The 24761-nt window shown below is 47.3% G+C and carries 24 protein-coding genes; 5 read left to right on the top strand and 19 right to left on the bottom strand.

The window, feature by feature from the left end:
* The first annotated feature begins 177 nt into the window (after positions 1-177).
* Positions 178-1647, top strand: a complete 1470-nt coding sequence (zwf, locus tag AC1DN5_RS07530; protein ID WP_016939206.1) for a glucose-6-phosphate dehydrogenase — start codon at positions 178-180, stop codon at positions 1645-1647.
* A gap of 90 nt (positions 1648-1737) precedes the next feature.
* On the opposite strand, the gene gndA is transcribed toward zwf, so the two are convergent.
* Both gndA and AC1DN5_RS07540 read right to left on the bottom strand, forming a co-directional pair.
* Positions 1738-3147: an NADP-dependent phosphogluconate dehydrogenase gene (gndA, locus tag AC1DN5_RS07535; protein ID WP_366969183.1), complete on the bottom strand. Its 1410-nt coding sequence runs from the start codon at positions 3145-3147 to the stop codon at positions 1738-1740.
* Positions 3148-3255: 108 nt separating this feature from the next.
* Complete coding sequence (locus AC1DN5_RS07540) at positions 3256-4500, bottom strand: DNA polymerase IV (RefSeq protein ID WP_366969182.1); 1245 nt, start codon at positions 4498-4500, stop codon at positions 3256-3258.
* A 75-nt stretch (positions 4501-4575) separates the two neighbouring features.
* Between AC1DN5_RS07540 and AC1DN5_RS07545 the strand changes: the two genes are divergently transcribed.
* Positions 4576-4857 carry a hypothetical protein gene (locus AC1DN5_RS07545; RefSeq protein WP_003153239.1) on the top strand — a complete coding sequence of 94 codons (282 nt, stop codon included), beginning with the start codon at positions 4576-4578 and terminating at the stop codon, positions 4855-4857.
* 32 nt (positions 4858-4889) lie between these two features.
* Positions 4890-5726, top strand: a complete 837-nt coding sequence (locus AC1DN5_RS07550; RefSeq protein WP_049626980.1) for a membrane protein insertase YidC — start codon at positions 4890-4892, stop codon at positions 5724-5726.
* Positions 5727-5812: 86 nt separating this feature from the next.
* Here the strand turns inward: AC1DN5_RS07550 and AC1DN5_RS07555 are convergent, their stop codons facing one another.
* From AC1DN5_RS07555 to mce, 3 genes are read right to left on the bottom strand one after another with little or no spacing between them, the layout of a single operon-like run.
* Positions 5813-6928 carry a M20/M25/M40 family metallo-hydrolase gene (locus AC1DN5_RS07555; RefSeq protein WP_366969181.1) on the bottom strand — a complete coding sequence of 372 codons (1116 nt, stop codon included), beginning with the start codon at positions 6926-6928 and terminating at the stop codon, positions 5813-5815.
* Between the two features lie 15 nt (positions 6929-6943).
* Positions 6944-8461 carry an acyl-CoA carboxylase subunit beta gene (locus AC1DN5_RS07560; protein ID WP_366969662.1) on the bottom strand — a complete coding sequence of 506 codons (1518 nt, stop codon included), beginning with the start codon at positions 8459-8461 and terminating at the stop codon, positions 6944-6946.
* On the bottom strand, positions 8454-8882 hold the full coding sequence (mce, locus tag AC1DN5_RS07565; RefSeq protein ID WP_366969180.1) for a methylmalonyl-CoA epimerase: 429 nt from the start codon (positions 8880-8882) through the stop codon (positions 8454-8456). Before mce ends, AC1DN5_RS07560 begins: the two co-directional genes overlap by 8 nt.
* A gap of 93 nt (positions 8883-8975) precedes the next feature.
* Here mce and prli42 point away from each other — a divergent pair, with 93 nt between their 5' ends.
* Positions 8976-9071: a stressosome-associated protein Prli42 gene (prli42, locus tag AC1DN5_RS07570; protein WP_016939040.1), complete on the top strand. Its 96-nt coding sequence runs from the start codon at positions 8976-8978 to the stop codon at positions 9069-9071.
* A 13-nt stretch (positions 9072-9084) separates the two neighbouring features.
* Here the strand turns inward: prli42 and AC1DN5_RS07575 are convergent, their stop codons facing one another.
* The 6 genes from AC1DN5_RS07575 to brxB form a co-directional block, all read right to left on the bottom strand.
* Positions 9085-9615, bottom strand: coding sequence for a L,D-transpeptidase (locus AC1DN5_RS07575; RefSeq protein WP_047475667.1), 531 nt, complete (start codon positions 9613-9615; stop codon positions 9085-9087).
* Positions 9616-9673: 58 nt separating this feature from the next.
* The gene (locus AC1DN5_RS07580; RefSeq protein WP_016939038.1) at positions 9674-10627 is read right to left on the bottom strand and encodes an aromatic acid exporter family protein; all 954 of its coding nucleotides are present in this window, start codon (positions 10625-10627) and stop codon (positions 9674-9676) included.
* Between the two features lie 76 nt (positions 10628-10703).
* Entirely contained in the window at positions 10704-11426 is a 723-nt protein-coding gene (locus tag AC1DN5_RS07585) for an amino acid ABC transporter ATP-binding protein (RefSeq protein WP_016939037.1), read from the bottom strand.
* Complete coding sequence (locus AC1DN5_RS07590) at positions 11419-12078, bottom strand: amino acid ABC transporter permease (protein ID WP_016939036.1); 660 nt, start codon at positions 12076-12078, stop codon at positions 11419-11421. Before AC1DN5_RS07590 ends, AC1DN5_RS07585 begins: the two co-directional genes overlap by 8 nt.
* A 61-nt stretch (positions 12079-12139) precedes the next feature.
* Entirely contained in the window at positions 12140-12907 is a 768-nt protein-coding gene (locus AC1DN5_RS07595) for an arginine ABC transporter substrate-binding protein ArtP (RefSeq protein WP_045927157.1), read from the bottom strand.
* A 247-nt stretch (positions 12908-13154) separates the two neighbouring features.
* Positions 13155-13592, bottom strand: a complete 438-nt coding sequence (gene brxB, locus AC1DN5_RS07600) for a bacilliredoxin BrxB (RefSeq protein ID WP_003153223.1) — start codon at positions 13590-13592, stop codon at positions 13155-13157.
* 179 nt (positions 13593-13771) lie between these two features.
* Between brxB and AC1DN5_RS07605 the strand changes: the two genes are divergently transcribed.
* Complete coding sequence (locus AC1DN5_RS07605; protein ID WP_188154545.1) at positions 13772-14668, top strand: YegS/Rv2252/BmrU family lipid kinase; 897 nt, start codon at positions 13772-13774, stop codon at positions 14666-14668.
* Between the two features lie 46 nt (positions 14669-14714).
* Here AC1DN5_RS07605 and AC1DN5_RS07610 read toward each other — a convergent pair whose 3' ends face one another.
* The 8 genes from AC1DN5_RS07610 to AC1DN5_RS07645 form a co-directional block, all read right to left on the bottom strand.
* Entirely contained in the window at positions 14715-15977 is a 1263-nt protein-coding gene (locus AC1DN5_RS07610) for a dihydrolipoamide acetyltransferase family protein (protein WP_366969179.1), read from the bottom strand.
* A 21-nt stretch (positions 15978-15998) separates the two neighbouring features.
* On the bottom strand, positions 15999-16982 hold the full coding sequence (gene bfmBAB / locus AC1DN5_RS07615) for a 3-methyl-2-oxobutanoate dehydrogenase subunit beta (RefSeq protein WP_016939032.1): 984 nt from the start codon (positions 16980-16982) through the stop codon (positions 15999-16001).
* Positions 16983-16994: 12 nt separating this feature from the next.
* Entirely contained in the window at positions 16995-17987 is a 993-nt protein-coding gene (locus AC1DN5_RS07620; protein WP_049626987.1) for a thiamine pyrophosphate-dependent dehydrogenase E1 component subunit alpha, read from the bottom strand.
* 22 nt (positions 17988-18009) lie between these two features.
* Positions 18010-19431: a dihydrolipoyl dehydrogenase gene (gene lpdA / locus AC1DN5_RS07625; protein ID WP_095241630.1), complete on the bottom strand. Its 1422-nt coding sequence runs from the start codon at positions 19429-19431 to the stop codon at positions 18010-18012.
* Complete coding sequence (buk, locus tag AC1DN5_RS07630) at positions 19421-20536, bottom strand: butyrate kinase (RefSeq protein ID WP_095241629.1); 1116 nt, start codon at positions 20534-20536, stop codon at positions 19421-19423. The genes lpdA and buk overlap by 11 nt, the downstream gene beginning before the upstream one ends.
* 17 nt (positions 20537-20553) lie before the next feature.
* A complete protein-coding gene (gene bcd / locus AC1DN5_RS07635; protein ID WP_007612452.1) occupies positions 20554-21648 on the bottom strand; it encodes a branched-chain amino acid dehydrogenase in 1095 nt (364 codons plus the stop codon).
* Between the two features lie 13 nt (positions 21649-21661).
* Positions 21662-22555 (bottom strand): phosphate butyryltransferase, encoded by an 894-nt coding sequence (gene yqiS, locus AC1DN5_RS07640; protein WP_366969178.1) that lies wholly within the window; start codon positions 22553-22555, stop codon positions 21662-21664.
* 122 nt (positions 22556-22677) lie between these two features.
* Positions 22678-24747: a sigma-54 interaction domain-containing protein gene (locus AC1DN5_RS07645; protein ID WP_064779015.1), complete on the bottom strand. Its 2070-nt coding sequence runs from the start codon at positions 24745-24747 to the stop codon at positions 22678-22680.
* Between the last annotated feature and the right edge of the window lie 14 nt (positions 24748-24761).

Raw genomic sequence — 24761 nt, forward strand, 5'->3', positions numbered from 1 at the left:
GGATACAGGATCAGGCTGAAAATGTGAATTCACCCGGGGCTTCTCCGGCCTGATTAATTTTTTTCCGCAAACCTCAAAAAACAGGCTGAAACATTTGCTTTCAATGAATTTTAGATTTAAAATGAAGGAAATATGCGGGGTTTTAAACCATGCTTCAGATAAAGTGAGGTACTCTAAGTGAAAACAAACGACAAACCAAAAGCAGTAATTGTAATATTTGGTGCCACAGGGGATTTGGCAAAACGAAAACTTTACCCATCCATTCACCGTTTATATAAAAATGGTCAGATTGGTGAAGAGTTTGCAGTTGTAGGTGTTGGAAGAAGACCTTGGTCAAACGAGGACCTCCGTGAAACCGTTAAAACGTCTGTTTCTTCGGCTGGGCAAAAAGACATAGATGATTTCACATCTCATTTTTATTACCATCCGTTTGATGTAACGAATCCGGGTTCCTATCAGGAGCTGAATGTCCTGCTTGATCAGCTTGAACATACATATGAAATCCCGAATAACCGAATGTTTTACTTGGCAATGGCCCCTGAGTTTTTCGGCACAATCGCAAAATCGCTTAAAAATGAAGGTGTCACAGCGACAAAAGGCTGGTCCCGTCTCGTAATTGAAAAGCCGTTCGGCCATGACCTGCCGAGTGCGAAAGAGCTTAACAAAGAAATACGGGAAGCTTTCACAGAAGATCAAATTTATCGGATCGACCATTACTTGGGCAAGCAAATGGTTCAAAACATCGAAGTCATCCGTTTTGCGAATGCGCTTTTTGAACCGCTTTGGAATAACCGCTACATCTCAAACATCCAGATTACGTCAAGTGAAGATCTCGGCGTTGAGGATCGCGCGAGATATTATGAAAAATCAGGCGCACTCCGCGATATGGTTCAAAACCACATTTTACAAATGGTCGCTCTGTTAGCGATGGAACCGCCTATTAAACTGAACACGGAAGAAATCCGCAGCGAAAAAGTGAAGGTGCTGAGAGCTCTCCGCCCTGTCGCTCCAAATGAAGTGAGCGATTACTTCGTCCGCGGACAATACCAAGCGGGAACGATCAATGGAAACTCTGTACCGAGCTATACAGATGAGCAAAACGTAGCACCGGATTCCAATACAGAAACATTCGTATCCGGAAAGCTGTTAATCGACAACTTCCGCTGGGCCGGCGTTCCGTTTTATATCCGAACAGGGAAACGGATGAAAGAAAAATCAACGAAAATCGTCGTTCAATTTAAAGACATTCCGATGAACCTATATTACGGCAATGAAACGAATGTAAACCCGAACCTGCTTGTCATCCACATCCAGCCGGATGAAGGCATCACTTTATATCTGAATGCTAAAAAACTAGGCGGGGCCGCACATGCTCAGCCGATTAAGCTGGACTACTGCAGCAACTGCAGTGACGAAATGAACACACCGGAAGCTTATGAAAAATTGATTCACGACTGTCTGCTCGGCGATGCAACGAACTTTGCCCATTGGGACGAAGTGGCGCTTTCTTGGAATTTCGTCGACGCGATTTCCGAAACATGGGCAGCCGACAAAACCCTTTCCCCGAATTATGAAGCCGGATCAATGGGACCTAAGGCTTCAGACGACCTCTTAGAAAAAGACGGACTTCACTGGTGGAATATATAAGAAGAAATTAAAAAACCGCGGCGCTGTTCATAAGGCCCGCGGTTTTTACATATCAGAAAAGCCCCCGCAGTTATTGCGGGGGCTTCTTCATTACTTCATCCATTCAGTATGGAAAATGCCTTCTTTATCCGTGCGTTCGTACGTATGCGCGCCGAAGTAGTCACGCTGCGCTTGAATCAAGTTTGCAGGAAGCACTGCCGTACGGTAGCTGTCGTAATATGCAAGTGCGCTTGAGAACGAAGGTACCGGCACGCCTTGGGCTACGGCAAGTGAAATCACTTGGCGAAGGGCGCCTTGGTAGCTTTCTGCAATGTTTTTGAAATAGCTGTCTAACAGCAGGTTGTCAAGCTCCGGTTCACGGTCATACGCATCTTTGATCTTTTGCAGGAACGCCGCGCGGATGATACAGCCGCCGCGGAAGATCATCGCGATTTCACCGTATTTCAGATCCCAGTTGTATTCTTCAGATGCAGCTTTCATTTGGGCGAAACCTTGTGCGTAAGAACAGATTTTACTCATGAAGAGCGCTTTTCTGACCGCTTCAATCAGCTCTTCTTTGTTTTCAGTGACCGGCTTAACGTCAGGTCCGGACAACAGGCTGCTTGCTTTCACACGCTCTTCTTTCATTGCGGAAATGAAACGCGCAAAAACAGATTCAGTGATAATCGGAAGCGGCACGCCTAAGTCAAGAGCGCTTTGGCTTGTCCATTTACCCGTTCCTTTTTGGCCTGCTTTATCAAGGATGACATCAACAAGCGGTTTGCCCGTTTCTTCATCTTTTTTAGTGAAAATGTCAGCCGTGATTTCGATCAGATAGCTGTCAAGCTCACCTTTGTTCCACTCAGCGAATACTTCGTGAAGCTCTTCGGCAGACAGTCCAAGCACCTGTTTCAAAATGAAATAAGACTCAGAGATCAGCTGCATGTCACCGTATTCGATACCGTTGTGCACCATTTTCACATAGTGCCCCGCTCCGTCCGGGCCGATGTATGTCGTACAAGCTTCTCCGTCCACTTTAGCAGAAATGGCTTCCAAAATCGGCTTCACGAGTTCGTGCGCTTCCTTTTGGCCGCCCGGCATAATAGAAGGCCCCTTAAGCGCTCCCTCTTCACCGCCTGATACACCCGTCCCGATAAAGTGAATGCCGCTTTCGGCAAGCTCTTTGTTCCGGCGCTGTGTATCTTTGAAGTATGTATTTCCGCCGTCAATCAAAATATCGTCTTTTTCCAGATGAGGAAGAAGAGATTGAATCGTCGCATCCGTTGCAGTTCCCGCTTTAACCATTAATAAAATTTTGCGGGGTGTTTCAAGAGACTGGACAAACTCCTCAATGCTGTATGTACCGACAACATTTTTGCCTTTTGCCTCTTCTAAAAACTCTTCCGTTTTGCTGCTTGATCTGTTGTATACAGACACAGAAAATCCCCGGCTTTCAATGTTAAGAGCCAGATTTTTACCCATTACCGCAAGACCGATAACTCCGATTTGTTGTTTTGACATATTCTAACGTCCCTTCTTCAAACGTTTAACCATTTTAAAATTTAAATTAAAATAAAATGATATTTATACTAAAGAAATTATCATACATAACCCCTTTTTTCAAGTTATTCACCTTTTCTTTTCATCCTGAAAAAAGTCTCTGTTAAAGCTCGTTCCCCTTGTTTTGCTTTCTTCTTTTTTCATGACGGCGCCTTTTCGGATCATGTGCCGGCCGTATTTTTCATTCAGCTCGTTCATCATCTGAACAATCGGCTCTTCCTTTGCATCCTCTTTGAATGAAAACAGGTCAAGCTGTTTATACGCCTGCTGTTTTTCGACCAGTTCCGTTCCGGTGATGCCGAGAAGCCTCACCGGGTTTTGGTTCCAGTGCTTGTCAAACAGTTCCATCGCCGCATTCATGATGTCTTTTTTCTGATCAGCCGGATTGCTGAGGGTCATGCTTCTTGTGACCGTTTTCCAATCCGCATAGCGGATCATGATGAACAGCCGGCAGGCCATGACCTCCTTACGCTGGAGCCGTTCGCTTACAGACAGCGCGAGGCGGTCAAACACGCCGGTTAATTCATCCCAGTCAGCCGAATCATGCGAAAGGGTGGATGAGTTGCCGACGCTTTTAAATTCATAAATCCGTTCGGGATCGACTTCTGCGCGGTGGATGCCGTTCGCCTTATCCTTCAGCCTCGGCCCGTTTATGCCGAGCAGCATTTTCAGCGCCCGTTCATCTCCTTTTGCCAAATCACCGATCGTTTTGATGCCGAGCGTTTTTATTTTTTCCGCAGTTTTCGTTCCTATACCGTGCATCTCTTCGATCGGGAGAGGCCACAATATGTCCGGCAGCTCTCTTTTTCTTAAAATGGTGATGCCGAGCGGTTTTTTCATATCAGACGCCATCTTGGCGAGAAACTTATTCGGAGCGATGCCGATGCTTGACGGAAGCAAAAGCTCTTTTTGCAGCCTTGCCTGAATGTCTGCGGCTGTCTCATACGCCCTGTGTCCGTGCGGTGTGTCCGTAATATCCATGTATCCTTCATCAATAGAAACAGGCTCGACCAAATCCGTATACTCCCTCAGAATGCTGAACATTTCTTTTGACGAACTCCGGTAGCGGTCAAAATTCGGAGGAACAACGATAAGTTCCGGACAGAGGCGTTTCGCCTGCCACACCGGCATGGTGGTCTTTACGCCCCGCGCTCTCGCTTCATAGCTGCAGGTGACGATGATTCCCCTCCGTTCCTTCACGTTTCCGGCAACGGCGAGAGGTTTTCCCTTTAAAGTCGAATCATACGCCATTTCCACAGAGGCATAAAAACTGTTCATATCGATATGAAATATAATTCTCCCTTTTCCGGCCACTCCCGGCGCCTCCTTTCCTTTCATAGACAACCTTATATATATGTAGTAAAATAAGAGCTGAATGGATGTGATAAAATGATTCTTGAGTCAATGAATGACTTTTTATTTTTAGTCGATTTTTTCACAATTATTCTTCCCGCTCTGACCGCGATCGGCATCGCTTTTCTATTGCGTGAGCGCCGCGCAGGCGAGCATTGGAGAACGAAACGAATAGATGAACATCAAGCAGTCGTTCAGCTGAACCGAACAGACTTTCTTATTATTATATATCATCGCATTACAACTTGGATACGTAAAGTCATCCGCATGAATTCACCGGCGAATGATGATGAAGATGTCAGCTTCCTCCTTTTATAACGGCAAGTGAAGATAAAAAGGAGGAGACATAATTGTCTAAAACATATCAAAAATGGATAGCATTCGGATTATTTTTTATCGTACTGTGCACAGGCCGCTCGGCTTTTGCGGCGACATCTCAGACTCAGACGGGAGGCCTCGGGAATATCGGTTTTTTCCACGATTACCTGATCGAGCCGTTTTCGGCACTTTTAAAAGGTGTGGCGGGCCTGTTCCACGGTGAGTACGGACTGTCTATTATTCTGGTGACGATTATCGTCCGGATCGTTGTATTGCCTTTGTTTGTGAACCAATTTAAGAAACAGCGGGTGTTCCAGGAAAAAATGGCTGTGATCAAACCGCAGATCGACAGCATCCAGGCTAAAATGAAACAAACGAAAGATGCGGAGAAACAAAAAGAACTGCAAATGGAAATGATGAAGCTTTACCGTGAGCACAATCTGAATCCGATGGCAATGGGATGCCTTCCGATGCTGGTGCAATTCCCGATTTTGATCGGTTTTTATTACGCCATCCGCTCAACGCCGGAAATCGCTTCACACTCGTTTCTGTGGTTCAGCTTAGGGCATTCTGATATTCTTGTATCACTGTGCGCGGGCGCCATGTATTTCTTACAGGCTTATATTTCCCAAAAGTTAAACGAGAAATATTCACCGGCCGCTCAAAATCCGGCCGCGATGCAGTCAGCAAAAATCATGGTCTTTATTTTCCCTGTCATGATGACCATTTTTTCACTTAACGTACCGGCTGCGCTTCCGCTTTACTGGTTTACAAGCGGGCTGTTTTTAACAGTGCAGAACGTGCTTTTACAGCAGACGCATCATAAAAAGAAACAAGCTGCGGCTCAGGCGGAGCCCGCAAAATCATAATCTTGAACCTGCCGTGTGAATTCCGGCAGGTTTTTTCATGTGTACCTTACGAAAAAAAAGCACCCAATTCATTGGGTGCTTCGTTTTTAGTTGGCTGCTGTTTCGATAATGGCAACGACCATTTCCGCCGTTTTGACGAGCTCTTCAATCGGCATTTTTTCATTTTTCGTATGGATTTGTTCATAACCTACTGACAGGTTGACTGTCGGAATGCCGTGTCCGGCAATGATGTTCGCGTCACTTCCGCCGCCGCTCGTCTGAAGTTCGCTCGGCCGGCCGATTTTTGCCGCCGCTTTTTTCGCGACTTCCACAACCTGATCGCCGTCCTGGTATTTGAAACCCGGATACATGACTGCAATGTCCACTTCTGCGCGGCCTCCCATCTCAGCTGCCGCAGATTCGAAAGCTTCCTTCATTTTCTGCACTTGCGCTTCCATTTTTTCAGGCACTAACGAACGCGCTTCAGCCAGAATATCAACTTGATCGCAGACGATATTGGTTTGCGTGCCTCCTTCAAAACGTCCGATATTAGCCGTTGTTTCTTTATCAATACGGCCGAGCGGCATTTTTGAGATTGCTTTTGATGCGATTGTAATCGCGGAGATGCCTTTTTCCGGTTCTACTCCCGCATGAGCCGTTTCTCCGAAAATGGTTGCTCTCACTTTCGCTTGTGTCGGCGCGGCTACAATAATGTTGCCGACTTTTCCGTCTGAATCAAGCGCAAAACCGTATTTCGCGGTAATGTCTGAACGATCCATTGCTTTTGCTCCGACTAATCCTGATTCTTCTCCGGCCATGATGATGAATTCAATCGTTCCGTGCTCGATGTTTTGTTCTTTCAGCACTTTAATGGCTTCAAACATTGCGGCAAGGCCCGTCTTATCATCAGCGCCTAGAATCGTCGTGCCGTCGGTTTTGACATAGCCGTCTTCCACAATCGGCTTAACGCCTTTTCCCGGGACAACAGTGTCCATATGCGATGTGAAATAAATCGTATCCGCATCTTTTGTGCCCTTTAAGGTGCAAATTAAGTTGCCGGCCCCATGCCCCGTCACTTCTTTTGTATCGTCTTCTTTTACGCTCAATCCTAAATCAGTAAATTTTTGTTTGAGCACCTTGCTGATTTCCGCTTCGTGTTTTGTTTCTGAATCAATTTGAACAAGTTCCAGAAATTCTTCAAGCAGGCGTTTTTCGTTTACCATTTTCAGTTCCTCCGTTTAAAGCGGTATATTACCGTGCTTTTTTTTCGGTCTTTCCTCTTCCTTATGCGCAAGCATGTCAAATGCCTGAATCAATTTTTTCCTCGAGTCTTCCGGCCGGATGATGTCATCCACCATACCGCAGGCAGCCGCTTTATACGGACCGGCGTTTTCCTTTTCATATATGGCTTTTTTTTCGCGCTTCGTTTTTTCCGGATCGTCAGAAGCTTGTATGTCTCTGCGGTATAAAATCGATGCCGCGCCTTCTGCTCCCATCACGGCAATTTCCGCATTGGGCCAGGCAAATACAAGATCAGCTCCGAGCCCTTTCGAATTCATGGCGACATAAGCGCCTCCGTAAGCTTTTCTGATGATGAGCGTCACTTTCGGCACCGCCGCTTCGGCAAAAGCATACAGCAATTTTGCTCCGTGACGGATGATTCCCGCATGCTCCTGCTGAAGGCCCGGCAGAAATCCGGGAACATCAGCGATCGTTAACAGCGGAATATGAAATGCGTCGCAAAAACGGATGAATCTCGACGCTTTGTCAGCGGCATCAATCGTGAGGCTCCCCGCCAAATGTTTCGGCTGGTTTGCGACAAAACCGACCGTGCGACGTCCGAGCTTCAGAAAACCGACAGCAATGTTTTTGGCAAAATACGGCTGAATGTCAAAAAACGTTCCGTCATCCGCCAGTTCTTTTATCACCTGTAACACATCGTAAGGTTTCGAACTGTCCGCGGGAACGAGGGTGTTTAATAACGGTCTGACGTCTTCCTTTTTAACGGGCACTGACGTCTGTCTGCCGTGCGGGAGATAAGAAAGCAGGGTTTTCACCGCGGAAAGAGCCTCTTTTTCCGTTCGTGCGGAATAGTGGGCATTTCCGCTTATCACATTATGTATTCCCGCACCGCCTAAACTTTCCGCGTCAATCCGTTCACCCGTCACCTGTTCAATGACTTTAGGGCCTGTAATAAACATGTGCGACGTCTGTTCCGCCATAATCACAAAATCCGTCAGAGCGGGTGAATAAACAGCACCGCCGGCACATGGCCCGAGGATAACAGAAATTTGCGGAATCACTCCCGAGTAAAGGACGTTCCGCCTAAAAATATGACCGTATCCATTTAATGATACCACACCCTCCTGAATTCTCGCACCACCTGAGTCGTTCAGTCCGATGATCGGGGTTTTATTTTTAGCCGCCAGATCCATCACCGCCGCGATTTTTTCGGCATGTGTCTCACCGAGCGTCCCGCCGAGAACGGTAAAGTCATGAGCAAATAAATACACGGGCCGTCCGTCAATTGTCCCGTATCCGGTAACGACGCCGTCTCCCGGAGCATTCTGGCATTCGGGCATGCGGCTTTTGGCAAACGGCTGAAGCTCTGAAAAACTGTCTTCATCCAATAAATAGGAAATTCTTTCTCTTGCCGTCAGCTTGCCTTTTTTGTGCTGTTTTTCATTTCTTTCCGCACCGCCGCCGTTTGTTAAAAAGGAACGTCTTTCGTTTAAGTGTCTGATATGGTCACTCATGCTCATCTTGAGTTTCTCCTTTTTCAATTGTTTCACAAAGCTCAATCAAAACCCCGTTCGCCTCTTTCGGGGAGAGAAATGCGACCTTCTTCCCGCCCGCTCCGCTTTGCGGTTCCTGATGGATCAAAGTCATGCGGCTTGATTCAAGCTCCTTGATCGTTTCCTTAAGATCGGCGCACCTGAACGCCAAATGATGCAGCCCTTCGCCTCTTTTCTGTAAAAAAGAGCTGACGGGAGACGCTTCTGACAGCGGCTCAATCAGTTCAAGTTTTGTGCTTCCCGCTTCTAAAAAAGCAACTTTCACATTTTGGCCGTTTACCAGCTCGTCTCCCATATACGTAAGCCCCAGCATCCGTTCATAAAATCCTCTTGCGGCATCAATAGAGCTGACGGCAATACCGATATGATCAAGTTTTTTCATCGCGCGGGCACCTGCTTTCTGTCATAGGATATGGCTTGTTCATACAAGCAAAACACGTTAAAATGATAGACAGTAATCTTAAGGAGTGAAACGATGTCTCAGAAATTCATGAAAAGCGCAGTCATCGTCATTTTAGGCGTATTTATACTGTCAACAGTCCTCTCAGGCATTATGATGTATTTGCGATAAAAAAGCGGGCGCCTCATTGCACGGGGGTTTCCTGCTTTTTTATGAGGGCTTTCCGCTCTTTTGCAATGTCCTCAAATGAGCGGTTTTCTTTTGTAATCAATACTTTTGTTCCGGGAGGGATAATCCGAAAAATATGGATGACATCCCGGTTTTTCATGCGGATGCAGCCGTTTGATACAAACCCTCCGATCAGCTCTTCTCTGTTTGTTCCGTGAATGCCGTATATCCTGCCGTCGGTTCCTTTCGCATCAAAACCGATCCAGCGGACGCCGAGCGGATTTTCCGGCGCGCCTCCCTCCACATTTTTCTTCCGGTAATACGGATTTACAGCCTTGACCGTTACCGTAAATTCTCCTTCAGGCGTCAGATCATCTGTTTTTCCCGTCGCCACCTGATAAATGCCTTCTATTCGATTATCCTTCACAACCGCAAGCGCATTTGTGGTTTTATTGACGATAATGTAAGGGTCACCCGGCAAAGGATTCGCGCCAAGCGGCCAAAGCGGAGACAGCAGCAGGATTGCTGACAATAAAAAAAATCGCATGGGCTCCCCTCCTTTTTTCATTAGAATGACCAATGAAAGGGGGACTCATGCGATGTTTTTACAGCTTGATGCCTTTGAAATAACTTTTAATCACGAGATATTGTTCCATCTCACCGAGCAGGTGAAATAAAGCCGCCCGCGCTTCAAATTCCTCGCGTGTTGCCGGGAGCGGCATTTCTTCAAATTCCGTTCTCATTTCCGCCAGTCTTTTTAAAAATTTATGGGCGGTATTGCCGGGATGGATGGCTTCCCTTAATTCATGGATAAAATGGGCAATCATTTTTCCCTGCTCCACCGTTATTGAAACAGAGGTAATCTTCGGCAGCAGCCTTTCGATAATTTCAAATTGTTTCTGTCTCATTTTAAAATAATGATAGTAGAGATTTTCATGGCGCAAAATATGATTCTGCACGTCCCGGTACGCGAGGTTTTTCGCCTCTTGAATCATCTGATGCGTCTCCGGTATTTCTTTCCCCGTCCAATCTTGCTCACCTGTTAACAAATATCGTTCGATTTCGGCGAAGATGACGGCAAAGTTGTCCTCGATTTTTTTCCGGTACGCCGCAAGTTTTCTGTCCAGGCTCGGCATATACAGATTCATTAACAGCGCGACGCCGATACCTACGGTGATCAGCTGGAACTCATTCCAGATAAACGCCGGCGTAATACCGCCGGACATATATAAATGAAGAATGATAACTGAGCTGGTGACGATCCCCTCGTTTATTTTTAAAACGACTGTAGTCGGAATGAACAGCACGAGCAATATTCCGATCACAAACGGATAATAGCCGATCAGTCCGAAAAAGACATATGAAAAGACGATCGCCAATAAACAGGCGGCAAATCGGGCCCACGAGGCCTGAAGCGACCGCTTTTGCGTAATTTGGATGCACAATATGGTGATGATTCCTGCGGATGCGAAGTTTTGCAGATGCAACAGCTGGGCTAAATAAATGGCCAGCGCCGTTCCAAGTGCGGTCTTTAGTGTGCGGTAACCGATTTTAAACATTGCTTGCTCCATTCTGTTTGTTTCGTTCTCAAAAAAAAGAAGAAGAGCATTCTTCTTCTTTTCTTACAGTTATATTTTATAATATTTTTTCTAAAAAGTCCTGTGCTCTTTTTGACTTCGGAGAAAGAAAAAATTCTTCCGGCGGCCCGTCTTCCACTATTGTGCCATCATCCATGAATAATACGCGGTCTGCGACTTCCTTGGCAAACCCCATTTCGTGCGTGACGATCACCATCGTCATGCCCGTCTGCGCGAGCTCTTTCATCACCTCAAGGACTTCTTTGACCATTTCCGGGTCAAGGGCTGAGGTCGGTTCATCAAACAGCATGATGTCAGGATTCATAGCAAGCGCCCGCGCGATGGCGACGCGCTGCTTCTGCCCGCCTGACAAGCGGTTCGGATAGTCGTTCCGTTTTTCAAGCAGCCCGACTTTTTCGAGGAGCGCGCACGCCTTTTCTTCCGCCGCCTTTTTGGACTCTTTCTTCACACTGACCGGCGCGTATGTGATATTATCAAGCACCGTTTTATGAGGAAACAGATGAAAATGCTGAAATACCATGCCGATATTTTCCCGCACTTTCAGTTTATTCGTTTTAGCGGCGGTGATTTCTTTTTCCTTAATGGCAATCGTTCCGCCGCTCGGGGTTTCCAGCAGATTTAAGCAGCGCAGAAACGTTGATTTGCCCGAGCCGGAAGGCCCGATGACGGCGACGACTTCACCTTCTTGGATCTGTGTTGAAATGTTTTTCAATACTTCATGTTTCCCGAATGATTTTGAAAGGTTGTCGACCTTAATCATTGGCTTTCAGCTTCCTTTCTACGCCTTTTCCGATGAATGCTAAAATCAAAACGAGCACGTAATAGATTAAGCCCGCCACAATAAGAGGCTCTAAATAGTTGTATGTTGCGGCGCCGGACTGGTAGGCCCGTCTCATAATATCGCCGAGACCGATAACCGTGACGATAGCCGATTCTTTCGTCAAAGTGATTAATTCGTTTATAATGGCCGGAGAAATGTTTTTGAATGCCTGCGGCAGAAGCAGATCTTTCATCATTTTTCCGTACGGCACGCCGAGAGCGACGGCAGCCTCTTTTTGTCCTTTGTCAATCGCGTTGATTCCCGCTCTGATAATTTCAGAGACGTAAGCGGCAGAATTGAGCGATAAGGCGGTGACCGCAGCCCAAAATTGGTCGATCTGAAAGCCGAGGAGCTGCGGCATACCGAAATAAATGATCATCAGCTGCAGCACGAGCGGCGTGCCGCGAAAAATTGAAGTATAAAAATCCGCAATCCATTTCAGCGGACTGATCGTGCTGATTTTAAACAGACTGAGAATGATGCCTAATACAAGGCCGATGACCGCTGAAACGAGCACAATTTTTAATGTGACGGCAAGGCCTTCCAATATAAAAGGAATTTGGGGTATTGTCGCTGAGAAATCCAAATTCATACGTGTGATCTCCTTTACCTTTATTCAAGATAAAAAGCTCAACGAAAAGTTGAGCTTTCTTTTATTTCTCGTTGGTGAACCATTTTTTCTTCAGTTTTTCGATTTCTCCGTTTTTCTCCATTTCTTTCAGCGCTTTGTTAAACTTCGCTGTCAGATCACTGTCTTTGCGGAACGCAATCGCGGAGCCCGATTCGTCTGATTTCGCATCTGCTGAGACAAAGCCCTGCAGATCATGATTTGAACTGAAATAGCCCTGTGCCACGATGTCTTCAATAATCGCGGCATCAAAACGTCCGGATTTAATCTCTTCCGTTAAGTCTGAAATGCGGTTGCGGTCTTCGAGCTGAAAACCGTATTTTGAAGCAAGCTTCTTGCCTTTTTCTTCTTGAATGGAGCCGAGCTGAACACCGACGGTTTTGCCTTTCAGATCATTCAGAGATTTAATGCTGCTTCCCTTTTTCGTAACGATCATATTGTTAGCAGTATAATAAATATCTGAGAAATCTACTTGCTTTTTCCGGTCCGGCGTAGGTGTCATTCCTGATAAAATCATATCAACCTGCTTAGACTTCAGCGATGTAATCAGACTGTTGAAGTCCATGTCCTGCACCTCAACGTCATAGCCGGTCTTTTTGCCCAGAGCTTTTGCAAGATCAACGTCAAATCCGACGATCTGATCGCCGTCTTTATATTCAAACGGTTTATAATCAGCCGATGTACCCATAATCAGTTTGTTCTTTCCGCCTTCTGAGCCTGAATTGCCTGATCCGCAGGCGGACAGCGCAAAGGTGATACATGCGGCAGTCAATACCAACAGCCATTTCTTCATGATTATTTTCCCCCATATCTGCTTATCTCTTAAACTTGAATATTTATTCGTTAATCTGTATTTTAAACACTTTTTACTAGTTATGCAATACTATTTTCAAAAAATATAATTCCCTTTCTTTATTTATTATAGTCATTGTTTTTCGAATGAGTGACAGCTGATTGCCGGTGCATAAATATTTATATTTATACAAACACCATATAAAAAAAACCCCGCAAGCGCTCGGCTCCGGGGTTTTCCTTTTTACTTATACTTCTTCACAATATTCTTCAAATGCTTCCTGCAGTTTTGTGACGACGGCCATAGGCTCATGTCCTTCAATTTCATGGCGTTCCACCATTTTCATGATTTTCCCGTCTTTTAAAATCGCAAAGGACGGAGAGGACGGCGGATAGCCTTCAAAGTATTCTCTCGCTTTTGCTGTCGCTTCTTTGTCCTGTCCGGCAAAAACCGTCACAAGCTGATCCGGGCGTTTATCATAATGTACGGAATGGTACGCCGCAGGTCTTGCAATTCCGCCTGCGCATCCGCACACAGAATTGACCATAACAAGTGTCGTTCCTTTTTTCGAAAGCGCTTCGTCCACTTCCTCGGCGGTTTTCAGCTCCGTATAACCGGCGGCTGTGATTTCCTGGCGGGCTTGACGCACGACATCATTCATAAATAAATTAAAATCCATATTCAACTGGGACCTCTCCTTTTTGATCATCTTCTCTTATGATAGCAAGGAACCTGCCCTATCGGCAAATGACACCGCTCATCTCTGATTGTTTTTTGTCCCTTTTATGTTTTCGATGTAAGTTTATGACCTTTTAAAAACGGGAAACTTGTTAAAGAGATTGTCTGAAATAAAGGAGCAGTCGTATGAGCCAACGGAAAGCAGTATTAATTTATAACGGAAACGCCGGTCAAAAACAGATTGATAAAACCCTCGGCACGGTCGTCCCCATTTTGGCCCAGTCAGCTGACGAGCTTTTGATTAAACCGACCAAACATCAGGATGATGCCAGTCAGTTTTGTGAAAATCTCGACAGCTCGGTTGACCATTTATACATTTTAGGCGGAGACGGCACGGTGCATCAATGCATCAACAGCATCAGCAAGCTTGATCACAGACCCGCTGTCGGCATTTTGCCGGGGGGAACGTGCAACGATTTTTCACGGGCGCTCGGCATCCCGCAAAACCTTCAAAAGGCCGCTGAAGCGCTCGCAGCCGGGCATAAACGAATGATAGACGTCTGTAAATCGGATGACGGCTATTTTTTAAACTTCTGGGGGATCGGGCTGATCACTGAAGCATCGAGCCATATTAATGAAAAAGAAAAAGCATTGCTCGGGAAAATCAGCTATTTCACGAGCGCCTTGCGGACGATGACAAGCGCGAACCCTTTTCCCGTCAGATTGACGATCGACGGTGAGGTGAAAGAAGACGAGGCCGTTATGGTGCTTGTAATGAACGGGCATTTTATCGGGACAAACAGAGTACCCCTGCCTGATGCCAGCCTTCAGGACGGGTTAGCCGATGTGTTAATCTGCCGCAGTACAAGCCTTGCCGCTTTGCGGGAGCTGATGACGATGGAGCAGGGTTCATTTGATGATTTTAAAGGGGAGCTTTCGTATATTCAGGCTTCCAAGATTGAAATCGAAACCGGACGTGAAATGGACGCGGATACGGACGGCGAGGTATATGGAAAGGCGCCTTGCACGATCGAAGTAAAAAAACATCATCTCACCATGCTCGTTCCCGAAGATTCAGAATGAAACTGAAAAAAACTCCCTTTGCCGCCAGGGCAAAAGGGAGTTTTTTTTAATAGACTGAAGTATTTTCGTCAATGTTTTCTAAGATCTCTTTGACGCGTCCGAGGAAACGGCCGCATACGAGCCCGTCAAGCACTCTGTGATCTAAAGACAGGCAAAGATTAACCATATCACGCACGGCAATCATCCCGTTATTCATGACAACCGGACGTTTGACGATTGATTCTACCTGAAGAATGGCTGCCTGCGGATGATTGATAATGCCCATAGACTGAACAGAGCCGAAAGATCCCGTGTTATTGACGGTAAAGGTGCCGCCCTGCATATCATCGGCGGCAAGTCTTCCGTCTCTCACTTTTTTCGCAAGATCCGTTATTTCTCTGGCTATGCCTTTAATCGTTTTTTCATCAGCATGCTTAATAACCGGAACAAACAGCGAATCTTCTGTGGCAACGGCAATGGAGATGTTGATGTCTTTCTTTTGGACGATTTTGTCCCCCGCCCACATGCTGTTCATTTGCGGGAACTCTTTAAGAGCCTGCGCCGCCGCTTTTACAAAGAAAGCGAAGAATGTTAAATTGAAGCCTTCTTTTTGTTTAAACGAGTCTTTCATGCTGTTTCTGTACGCCGTCATGTTTGTGACGTCAACTTCCATCATCGTCCAGGCGTGCGGAATTTCTGTTTTGCTTTTATGCATATTGGCTGCGATGGCTTTTCTGACGCCTGTAACCGGAATTTCAATATCACCGGCTGACAGAGCTGGTGCCGGCGCTTGTTTTTGCTCCTGTTTCGGTGCTTGTTGTGTTGTTTGGACGGCAGCCGGTGCCGGTGCTTCCGTCTTCTGCTGCATTCCCGAATCAATGATCTTTTGAATGTCTTTTCGCGTAATTCTTCCGCCTGCACCCGTTCCTTCCACTTCTTCAAGCTGAATGCCGTGTTCTCCCGCTAATCTGAGCACGGCCGGCGAATATCGCGCTTTATTTGACTGATCTTTACCTGCACGGTTTGAATCGGTGTCTGCAGGGGGATTCTGCACTTCTTCCCGCTTCGGCGCCTCTTCGGCTGCCGTTTCTTCTGTTTCAATTTTGCAGATGATCTCGCCTACTGCAAGAGTCTGCCCTTCTTCCCCTACTAGTTCTGTAATCGTACCGGTAAAAGAAGACGGCACCTCCGCATTCACTTTATCTGTCATGACCTCCGCGATGGGGTCATATTTATTCACTTGATCACCCGGGGATACCAGCCATTTGCTGATCGTCCCTTCCGTCACGCTCTCTCCGAGCTGAGGCATAGCCATTTGTTCAATCGCCATGTCAAAAACCTCCTTACGTCTTTAAAACTCCGCTAATTCTCTCATCGCGGCTTCTGCTTTGTCAGGATTCATCATGAAGTATTTTTCCATTGCCGGCGCATAAGGCATCGCCGGAACGTCAGGACCCGCAAGCCGCTTGATCGGTGCGTCTAAATCAAATAAGCAGTTCTCAGAAATAATGGCGGCGACTTCGCTCATAATGCCGCCTTCTTTCGTATCTTCTGTGATCAGCAATACTTTACCCGTTTTAGATGCGGCTTCAATGATGGCTTCTTTATCTAACGGATAGACCGTACGCAAATCTAATATGTGCGCGGAAATTCCGTCTTTTTCAAGACGCTCGGCAGCCTGCAGAGCGAAATGGACGCATAAACCGTACGTAATGACAGTAATGTCGCTGCCTTCGCGTTTTACATCCGCCTTACCGATCGGAAGGACGTAATCGTCAGCAGGGACTTCGCCTTTAATCAGGCGGTACGCCCGCTTATGCTCGAAAAACAGTACGGGGTCTTCGTCACGGACAGCAGCTTTTAACAGCCCTTTTGCATCATAAGGAGTTGAAGGCATGACAATTTTAAGGCCCGGCTGGTTGGCAAAGATGGCCTCCATAGATTGGGAATGATACAACGCCCCGTGCACGCCGCCGCCATAAGGCGCTCTAATGACCATCGGACAGCTCCAATCATTGTTTGAACGGTAGCGGATTTTTGCCGCTTCTGAAATGATTTGGTTGACCGCAGGAAGAATGAAATCGGCAAACTGCATCTCCGCGATCGGACGCATGCCGTACATGGCGGCGCCGATGCCGACACCCGCAATCGCTGATTCCGCAAGCGGCGTATCCATCACCCGCTCTTCTCCGAACTGCTCATAGAGACCTGCCGTGGCTTTAAACACGCCGCCTTTTCTCCCGACGTCTTCCCCGAGAACAAAAACGCGCGGATCTCTTTCCATTTCTTCTTTCATTGCTGCATTAATACTGTCAATATAAGACATTACAGACATAAGTATTCCTCCCTACTTCGCATAAACGTGATCAAGCGTTGATTCAGGAGATGCATATGGCGCTTTCTCCGCTTCGTCTGTCGCTTCGTTTACGATCGCCATGATGTCATCCAGCATGGTCTTTTCTTCTTCTTCACTAAGAAGCCCGGCTTCTTGAAGGTATGTTTTGTATATAAGAAGCGGATCTTGTTTCTTTGCTTCTTCTACTTCTTTGCGTTCTCTGTAGCTGCTGTCGTCATCGTCACTCGAATGCGGCGTCAAACGGTAGGAAACCGTTTCGATTAATGTAGGGCCTTCGCCTTTAGACGCACGTTCGCGCGCTTCTTTCACGACCCGATAAACTTCAAGCAGATCGTTTCCGTCAACAGTGATGCCCGGCATGCCGTAGCCTACCGCCCGGTCGGAGATATTCTCGCAGGCCACCTGTTTGTCATACGGGACAGAAATGGCATACTTATTGTTTTCACACATGAAAATGACCGGCAATTTATGCACGGCGGCAAAGTTCGCCCCTTCGTGAAAATCTCCCTGATTGGAAGATCCTTCTCCAAAGGTCACGAAAGAAACGATATCCTTTTTATCCATGCGTCCCGCAAGCGCGATCCCCACTGCGTGAGGGACCTGCGTCGTAACAGGAGAGGAGCCCGTTACGATTCTGTTTTTCTTTTGACCAAAGTGTCCCGGCATCTGCCTTCCGCCTGAGTTCGGGTCAGCCGCTTTCGCAAAACCGGACATCATCAAATCCTTTGCAGTCATACCGAATGCAAGAACAACTCCCATATCTCTGTAGTAAGGAAGCACATAGTCGGTATCGCGGTTTAAAGCATAGGCCGCGCCTACTTGGGCCGCTTCCTGCCCTTGACATGAAATAACGAACGGAATTTTGCCCGAGCGGTTTAACAGCCACATTCTTTCGTCGATTTTTCTGGCTAACAGCATGGTTCTATACATTTCAACGGCTTCCGCGTCAGAAAGCCCTAATGCTTGATGGCGGTTTGTAGTCATTCAAACCCCTCCTTCTTTCCTTTTAAAAATGAATCGCGTTTCCGTCTGCGGCTAGTGCAGCTTCTCCAATCGCCTCTGAAAGCGACGGGTGCGGGTGTATGGACTGGCCGATTTCCCACGGCGTCGCATCGAGCACCTTGGCAAGCCCCGCTTCAGAGATCATATCGGTGACGTGCGGACCGATCATATGAACACCGAGAATATCATCTGTGTTCCGGTCGGCGACGATTTTGACAAAGCCGTCGCTTTCCCCGTAAACAAGAGCTTTTCCGATCGCCATGAACGGAAACTTTCCGACCTTAAGTTCGTGTCCTTTGCGTTCGGCTGCTTCTTCTGTCAAACCGACACTCGCCGCTTCCGGATTTGAATAAATGCATTTTGGCACAAGAACGGCATCAAGAGGCGCCGGATTAAGACCCGCCATATGTTCAACGGCAATGATGCCTTCACGGGATGCGACATGTGCAAGCTGCAGTCCGCCGACAACATCACCGATCGCATAAATGTGCGATTCCTTCGTCTGTCCGGCTTCATTTACGACGACAGAACCGTTTTCCGTTACAATGTCCGTGTTTTCAAGGCCGATTCCTTCAATGTTGGGCTGGCGGCCGATGGAAACAAGCATTTTTTCTGCATGATACGTTTCGCTTTTTCCATTCTTTTCAGCGTCAATTGAAACACCGTCCGCTTTTTTCAATGTATCCGGAAGCACTTTCGCTCCCGTCACGATCTTAATTCCTTTTTTCATTAACAGTTTTTCCATTTCGCTTGAAATATCACGGTCCTCAGTCGGCAAAATGCGGTCCGCATATTCGATCACAGTGATATCGACGCCGAAATCGTTCAGCATGGATGCCCATTCAATACCGATGACACCGCCGCCGACGATCATCATGGATTGGGGCAGACGTTCAAGCTCAAGCGCTTCATCTGACGTCAGAATATATGTACCGTCAGCTTCTAAACCCGGCAGCATTTTCGGTCTCGAACCGGTTGCGATAATCAATTGTTTCGGTATCAGCATGTCGTTTTCTTCGCCATTTGCGTATTCAACGGAAACCGTACCTGGAAGAGGTGAGAAGATGGAAGGGCCGAGCATACGTCCGTACCCGTTGAATACATCAATCTTCCCCTTTTTCATCAGGTGGGCGACACCGCCGGCCAGCCGGTCAACGATTCCCTGCTTTCGTTTTTGCACACTGTCAAAACGGAGGGAGACACCTTCCGTTTCAATGCCGAACGATGCCGCTTCCTTTGCGGTTCGATACACTTCCGCGCTTCTTAACAGTGCTTTACTCGGAATACATCCTTTATGCAGGCATGTTCCGCCGAGTTTTTCTTTTTCTACAACGGCCGTTTTTAAGCCGAGCTGGGCCGCTCTGATGGCGGCGACATAACCGCCTGTTCCGCCGCCCAGAATGACCACATCATACTCAGTCGCCATCTGTTTTCACTCCTTCGCCGATCTGATATTGTTTTGCCTGCTCCTCACCGGCTAAAACCCGAAGCGCGCCTTGCGCGAGAGATTGCAGTTCATTTTCTCCCGGATACACCAGTACATCCGAAATCCAATCTATGTACGATCTGATGGCGGATACGAAACGTTTCCCGTACGCTAATCCGCCCGTCAGGACGATAATGTCTACTTTTCCTTTTAAAACGGCGCTTGCCGCCCCGATTTCTTTTGCTACTTGATAAGCCATGGCATCATAAATGAGCCTTGCATGCTCATCTCCGTCCTGAATTCGTTTTTCCACTTTCAATGCGTCCGTTGTTCCCAAGTAGCCGGACAGTCCGCCGGTGCCGACAAGTTTTTTCATCATATCGGCTTTTGAATATTTGCCGGAAAAACACATTTCCACCAGATCTCCAGCCGGAACGGTTCCCGCACGTTCCGGACTTAAAGGTCCTTCACCGTGAAGCCCGTTGTTGACATCCGTCACCCTTCCGCAGTCATGAACGCCGACTGTGATCCCTCCGCCCATGTGGGTGACGACCATCTTCATCTGTTCATACCGCTTGCCGAGGGACGCCGCCGCCTGACGGGCAACGGCTTTTTGGTTTAAAGCATGAAAAATGCTTTTCCGCTTGATTTCAGGCATCCCTGATACTTTAGCGAGCGGAGTCATCTCATCCACTACGACCGGATCGACGATGTATGCCGGGATATTTAGCCCGTCAGCAATTTCCCTGGCAATAATTCCGCCCAGATTGGAAGCATGCTGGCCGTTGTAGCCGTTTTTCAAATCAGTGATCATGGCGTCATTCACTTCATATGTTCCGCCCTCAATCGGTCTGAGCAGGCCGCCTCTGGCACAAACGGCATCAAACTTTGAAATGTTGATGCCCTGTTCGTGCAGAGACTCAAGTATGCTTATTTTTCGAAATTCGTATTGGGCGATAATGCTGTTAAATGTTTTCAGCTCTTCTTCGGGGTGCCGCAGCGTCTTTTCAAATATACAGCGTTCATTGTGAAAGACGCCGATTTTCGTTGATGTTGAGCCTGGATTCAGAATGAGAATGCGTTTTTCCTGTTCGAACATTTTCATACCTCCAGATCAATTTCCTACCGTCTGCTTAATATGCTTTGGCCGTTTTGCAGAAACTGGCTTCTTGAACGGCGCATGCGCTCAATTCGTTCCTCAGCAAGACGGTCAGCCGCTAAGTATGTCGGAATGCCGTCACGCGCAGAAATATCGAGCACCCGTTCAATGTTTGCATAGATGCCTTCAACCTTTTTCAAAGCCCGCTCTGCATTGTAGCCGTAAAGCTCATCTGCTACATTGATGACGCCGCCGGCATTGATGACATAGTCCGGTGCGTATACGATTCCCATCTCATGAATGGTATCGCCGTGACGTGTCTCTTTCAGCTGGTTATTGGCCGCTCCCGCAATGACTTTCGCCTTCAGCTGTTTAATCGTGTCATCGTTAATGACAGCGCCGAGAGCACACGGAGCATAAATATCGCACGCCTGTGAGTAAATGTCGTCCGGATCGACTGCACGGGCGCCAAAGTCCTCAACGGCACGTTTAACAGATTCTTTATTGATATCCGTCACGATTAAAGAAGCGCCTTCTTCGTGAAGGTGGCGGCAAAGATTATAAGCCACATTTCCCACGCCTTGCACAGCAATTGTTTTTCCTTCCAGTGAATCAGTGCCGAACGCCGCTTTAGCAGCAGCTTTCATCCCTTTGTATACGCCGTACGCCGTAACCGGAGACGGATTTCCTGAGGAACCGAATGCAGGAGAAATCCCTGTTACATAGTCTGTTTCATCATGAATAATATCCATATCTTCAACGGTGGTGCCGACGTCTTCCGCCGTAATATATCTTCCGTTTAAGCCTTGGATGTACCGGCCGAACGCGCGGAACATTTCTTCATTTTTATCCTTGCGCGGGTCCCCGATAATAACGGTTTTCCCGCCGCCCAGGTTTAGTCCGGCAGCCGCATTTTTATAAGTCATGCCTTTTGCGAGTCTTAATGCATCTTCAATCGCAGCTTCTTCACTGTCATATGTCCACATTCTTGTTCCGCCGAGTGCAGGACCGAGCGTCGTATCATGAATCGCGATGATCGCTTTTAATCCAGATTGTTCATCTTGGCAGAATACCAATTGTTCGTAATCATAAGTCTCCATATATTTAAAAATTTCCATAGGTTCGTTCCTCCTACTGTTCTTGTGATGCGCAAATCGCAAGCGCAATTGAATACAGTTTATTTTCTGCGGTATCCGCTCTGCTCGTTAATGCAATCGGCGCCTTCGCACCGGCGATGACGGCAGCAACATTTGCTTTCGCAAAATAAATCATTGACTTGTAAAGCATATTTCCGGCCTCAATTGAAGGAACCAAGAGAATATCCGCCTGGCCCGCAACGCTTCCGGAAATTCCTTTTTGGAGCGCGGCCGCTTGGGATACGGCATTATCCAAAGCAAGCGGTCCGTCCGCAATGCAGCCCGTAATTTGTCCTCTATTGCACATTTGGACGATTGCAGCGGCGTTCAGCGTCGCCTCCATTTTCGGGTTGACCGTTTCAATTGCGGCAAGGACTGCTGCTTTCGGCATAGGGTTCCCTACTGAATGTGCGACATGAACCGCATTTTGCAGAATATGCCGAAGCTCTTCAAGAGACGGGGCAATGTTCAGCGCCGAATCCGTTACATACATCAGCCGGTCATAGTCCGGCACCTCAAAAACGGATACATGTGATAACACCTTCTTTGAACGCAGCCCTTCCTGTCGGTTTAACACCGATTTCAGAAGAGTTGAGCTCGGCAGATTCCCTTTCATTAAAATATCCGCCTCTTGTTCACGCACTGCCCGCACTGCTTTTGCTGCAGATTCTTCAGGTGAATCGGCGTGGACGATTTCAGCATTAAACTTCGGCTCGTTTGCCAGGAGTTCTTTCAGCTTTTCACTGTCACCCGTCAGTAAAAATCGTGCCGATAAGTGTTCTGCCGCCATTTTGAGGGCTTGGATCACTTCTTTATCTGCTGCGTGGGCCACTGCAATGGTTTTTGCGTTTTTTGCCGCGGCTTTTTCAACTAGGTCTCTTAGCTTCATTTTGTACCACCTTCCTTGTGCGAATCCGCTTTTATCAATGCAAGTTCCGTGCCAAATATGCGGGAGGGTTATTCCGGCCTTTTTTCAAGAAAACATGCAGCTGGTTGCGCTGTTTCTGCAATTTATTGCATGCCGTCATTTGCAAGGCCGTACTTGTCCATTTTGTAGTACAGATTCCGAATGCTGACGCCAAGCGCTTTTGCCGTTTTGGTTCGGTTGAATTTGTGCTTTTCAAGTGTTTTTTGAATGACATGCGCTTCAAATTTTTCAACGGCTTGAGAGAGTTTTTCTCCTTCCACATCCGGAAAATCACTTTGAGCGCCGTTTTTTTCATTCAGCTCTGTTTCAAAAACAGGCAGATGCTGCTGTTCGATCCGCTCCATGTTCGGCTCTAAAAATATCATCGCCCGGCCGAGCACATTTTCGAGCTCTCGTACGTTTCCAGGCCAGCTGTAGGCTGATAAAGCACGCAGCGCGTTGGGCGAGAGTCCCTTTACATTGCGTCCGTAATCCTGATTGATTTTTTCAATGAGCCGAATGCTCAGCGCTTCAATATCTTCTTTACGCTGCCGAAGCGGCGGGATGGAGATCGGATAACGGTTAATCCGGTAATACAGGTCTTCCCGGAACGTCCCTTCCGCCATGGCTTTTTCGATGTTGACATTTGTCGCTGCGATAATTCTGACATTGACAGGAATTGCTTTAGTGCCTCCGACTCTGATAATTTCTTTTTCCTGCAGAACCCTGAGCAGTTTCGCCTGGGTGCTTTGGGTCAGCTCCCCGATTTCATCTAAGAAAATGCTGCCGTTATTCGCTTCTTCAAAAAGCCCTTTTTTGCCCCCGCGCCTAGCGCCCGTAAACGCGCCTTCCTCATAGCCGAAAAGCTCGGATTCAAGCAGGGATTCAGACAGGGCTGCACAATTGACCCTGATGAATTTATTGTATTTTCGGTCGCTTTCGTTATGGATGGCGTGGGCGAAAAGTTCTTTTCCGGTGCCGGATTCTCCCCGCAGCAGAATCGTCGCCGGCGTTTTCGCCCCGAGCTTGGCCTGTTCAAGGGCCACCAGCATTTGTTCACTCGTGCCGATAATGTCATCAAACGTGTATTTCGCTTCAAGCGTGCGGATGATCTGGCGCGCCCGGTTCAATTCAGCCGTCAGCGTTTTAATTTCTGACACATCGTGAATGACGCCGACGCTGCCTTTTAAAATACCGTCGACAATAACAGGGGCAACATTCACGATGACATCCTTTTTATTAGGGCCGACTTTCATCCTTACCCCCCGTACGGGCCGCCTTGTCCCCAATACTTTCAGATGCATGCTTTCCCCTTCCGAAATATCGGTGGAGGCGGGTTTTCCGATGACTTCGCTTTCTGCCAGCCCGGTCATTTTTGTATACGCTTTGTTGATTAACATTCCGATGCCGTTTTCATCAACGACGGAAATGGCTTCGTCTGACGATTGAATAATCGCTTCAAGCATAGTGCGGATTTGTTTTAAGTTCGTGACCTCTTCTGCCAGCTCAACCGCGTCCGTGATGTCTTTAAACACACATAACGCCCCGAGAAGCTTCCCGCCTTCATCAATGATCGGCAGTCTTGTCGTGACAATCTGAAGGTGCTTTCCGAGGAGCTGCTTCTGGTTATACTCCGGCTCTCTCGTTTCCAGAATCCGCGGCAGTTTTGTATTCGGCACTACGTCTTTAATTTGGCGGCCGATGACATCTTCCCGTTTTTGACCGACCATTTTTTCAGCCATTTGATTAAATAAAATGATCGTTTCATTGACGTCTATAAAAATCATGCCGTCATGCGTTGAATTAAAAATCCGGTCATGCTTATACGTCTGGGACTTCAGCATTTGAATAAGCTCCTGTTTTTCCTCCATCAGCTGAAACATCATGTACGCCAATTTTCCCGGCATGACGATGGTTTGTTCTTTTTTCTGTTGGAGAAGCTCATCCATGACCGCCTTGTCGCCCGTTGTATGGATGATGATATCTATATCTTCGGTTATGTAAGATTTCCAATCTGATGAGGTTGCAATTCCATATTTCCGGGCTTCTTGCAGCCCTTGCGCCTCCGGATCTTGATCAACCACCGCAATAATTTGGATCAGCTTTGTTTTCATCAAAATCTGTAAGAGCGCCGTGCCTCCTTTACCAGCACCTATAATCAGCACCTTCTGCATCCCGATACCCCTTT

It is taken from the genome of Bacillus sp. 01N42_2 (assembly GCF_056399565.1).

Excerpts from the sequence above, each read along its gene's own strand:
- AC1DN5_RS07590 (WP_016939036.1), bottom strand. The coding sequence starts at position 12,078 with ATGAATTTGGATTTCTCAGCGACAATACCCCAAATTCCTTTTATATTG.
- AC1DN5_RS07610 (WP_366969179.1), bottom strand. The coding sequence starts at position 15,977 with ATGGCGATTGAACAAATGGCTATGCCTCAGCTCGGAGAGAGCGTGACG.
- AC1DN5_RS07595 (WP_045927157.1), bottom strand. The coding sequence starts at position 12,907 with ATGAAGAAATGGCTGTTGGTATTGACTGCCGCATGTATCACCTTTGCG.
- yqiS (WP_366969178.1), bottom strand. The coding sequence starts at position 22,555 with ATGAAGCTAAGAGACCTAGTTGAAAAAGCCGCGGCAAAAAACGCAAAA.
- mce (WP_366969180.1), bottom strand. The coding sequence starts at position 8,882 with ATGAAAAAACTTGATCATATCGGTATTGCCGTCAGCTCTATTGATGCC.
- buk (WP_095241629.1), bottom strand. The coding sequence starts at position 20,536 with ATGAAAATGTTCGAACAGGAAAAACGCATTCTCATTCTGAATCCAGGC.
- AC1DN5_RS07585 (WP_016939037.1), bottom strand. The coding sequence starts at position 11,426 with ATGATTAAGGTCGACAACCTTTCAAAATCATTCGGGAAACATGAAGTA.
- AC1DN5_RS07545 (WP_003153239.1), top strand. The coding sequence starts at position 4,576 with ATGATTCTTGAGTCAATGAATGACTTTTTATTTTTAGTCGATTTTTTC.
- AC1DN5_RS07620 (WP_049626987.1), bottom strand. The coding sequence starts at position 17,987 with ATGACTACAAACCGCCATCAAGCATTAGGGCTTTCTGACGCGGAAGCC.
- gndA (WP_366969183.1), bottom strand. The coding sequence starts at position 3,147 with ATGTCAAAACAACAAATCGGAGTTATCGGTCTTGCGGTAATGGGTAAA.
- bfmBAB (WP_016939032.1), bottom strand. The coding sequence starts at position 16,982 with ATGTCTGTAATGTCTTATATTGACAGTATTAATGCAGCAATGAAAGAA.
- AC1DN5_RS07580 (WP_016939038.1), bottom strand. The coding sequence starts at position 10,627 with ATGTTTAAAATCGGTTACCGCACACTAAAGACCGCACTTGGAACGGCG.
- prli42 (WP_016939040.1), top strand. The coding sequence starts at position 8,976 with ATGTCTCAGAAATTCATGAAAAGCGCAGTCATCGTCATTTTAGGCGTA.
- lpdA (WP_095241630.1), bottom strand. The coding sequence starts at position 19,431 with ATGGCGACTGAGTATGATGTGGTCATTCTGGGCGGCGGAACAGGCGGT.
- bcd (WP_007612452.1), bottom strand. The coding sequence starts at position 21,648 with ATGGAAATTTTTAAATATATGGAGACTTATGATTACGAACAATTGGTA.
- AC1DN5_RS07555 (WP_366969181.1), bottom strand. The coding sequence starts at position 6,928 with ATGGTAAACGAAAAACGCCTGCTTGAAGAATTTCTGGAACTTGTTCAA.
- AC1DN5_RS07645 (WP_064779015.1), bottom strand. The coding sequence starts at position 24,747 with ATGCAGAAGGTGCTGATTATAGGTGCTGGTAAAGGAGGCACGGCGCTC.
- AC1DN5_RS07575 (WP_047475667.1), bottom strand. The coding sequence starts at position 9,615 with ATGCGATTTTTTTTATTGTCAGCAATCCTGCTGCTGTCTCCGCTTTGG.
- AC1DN5_RS07560 (WP_366969662.1), bottom strand. The coding sequence starts at position 8,461 with ATGAGTGACCATATCAGACACTTAAACGAAAGACGTTCCTTTTTAACA.
- AC1DN5_RS07605 (WP_188154545.1), top strand. The coding sequence starts at position 13,772 with ATGAGCCAACGGAAAGCAGTATTAATTTATAACGGAAACGCCGGTCAA.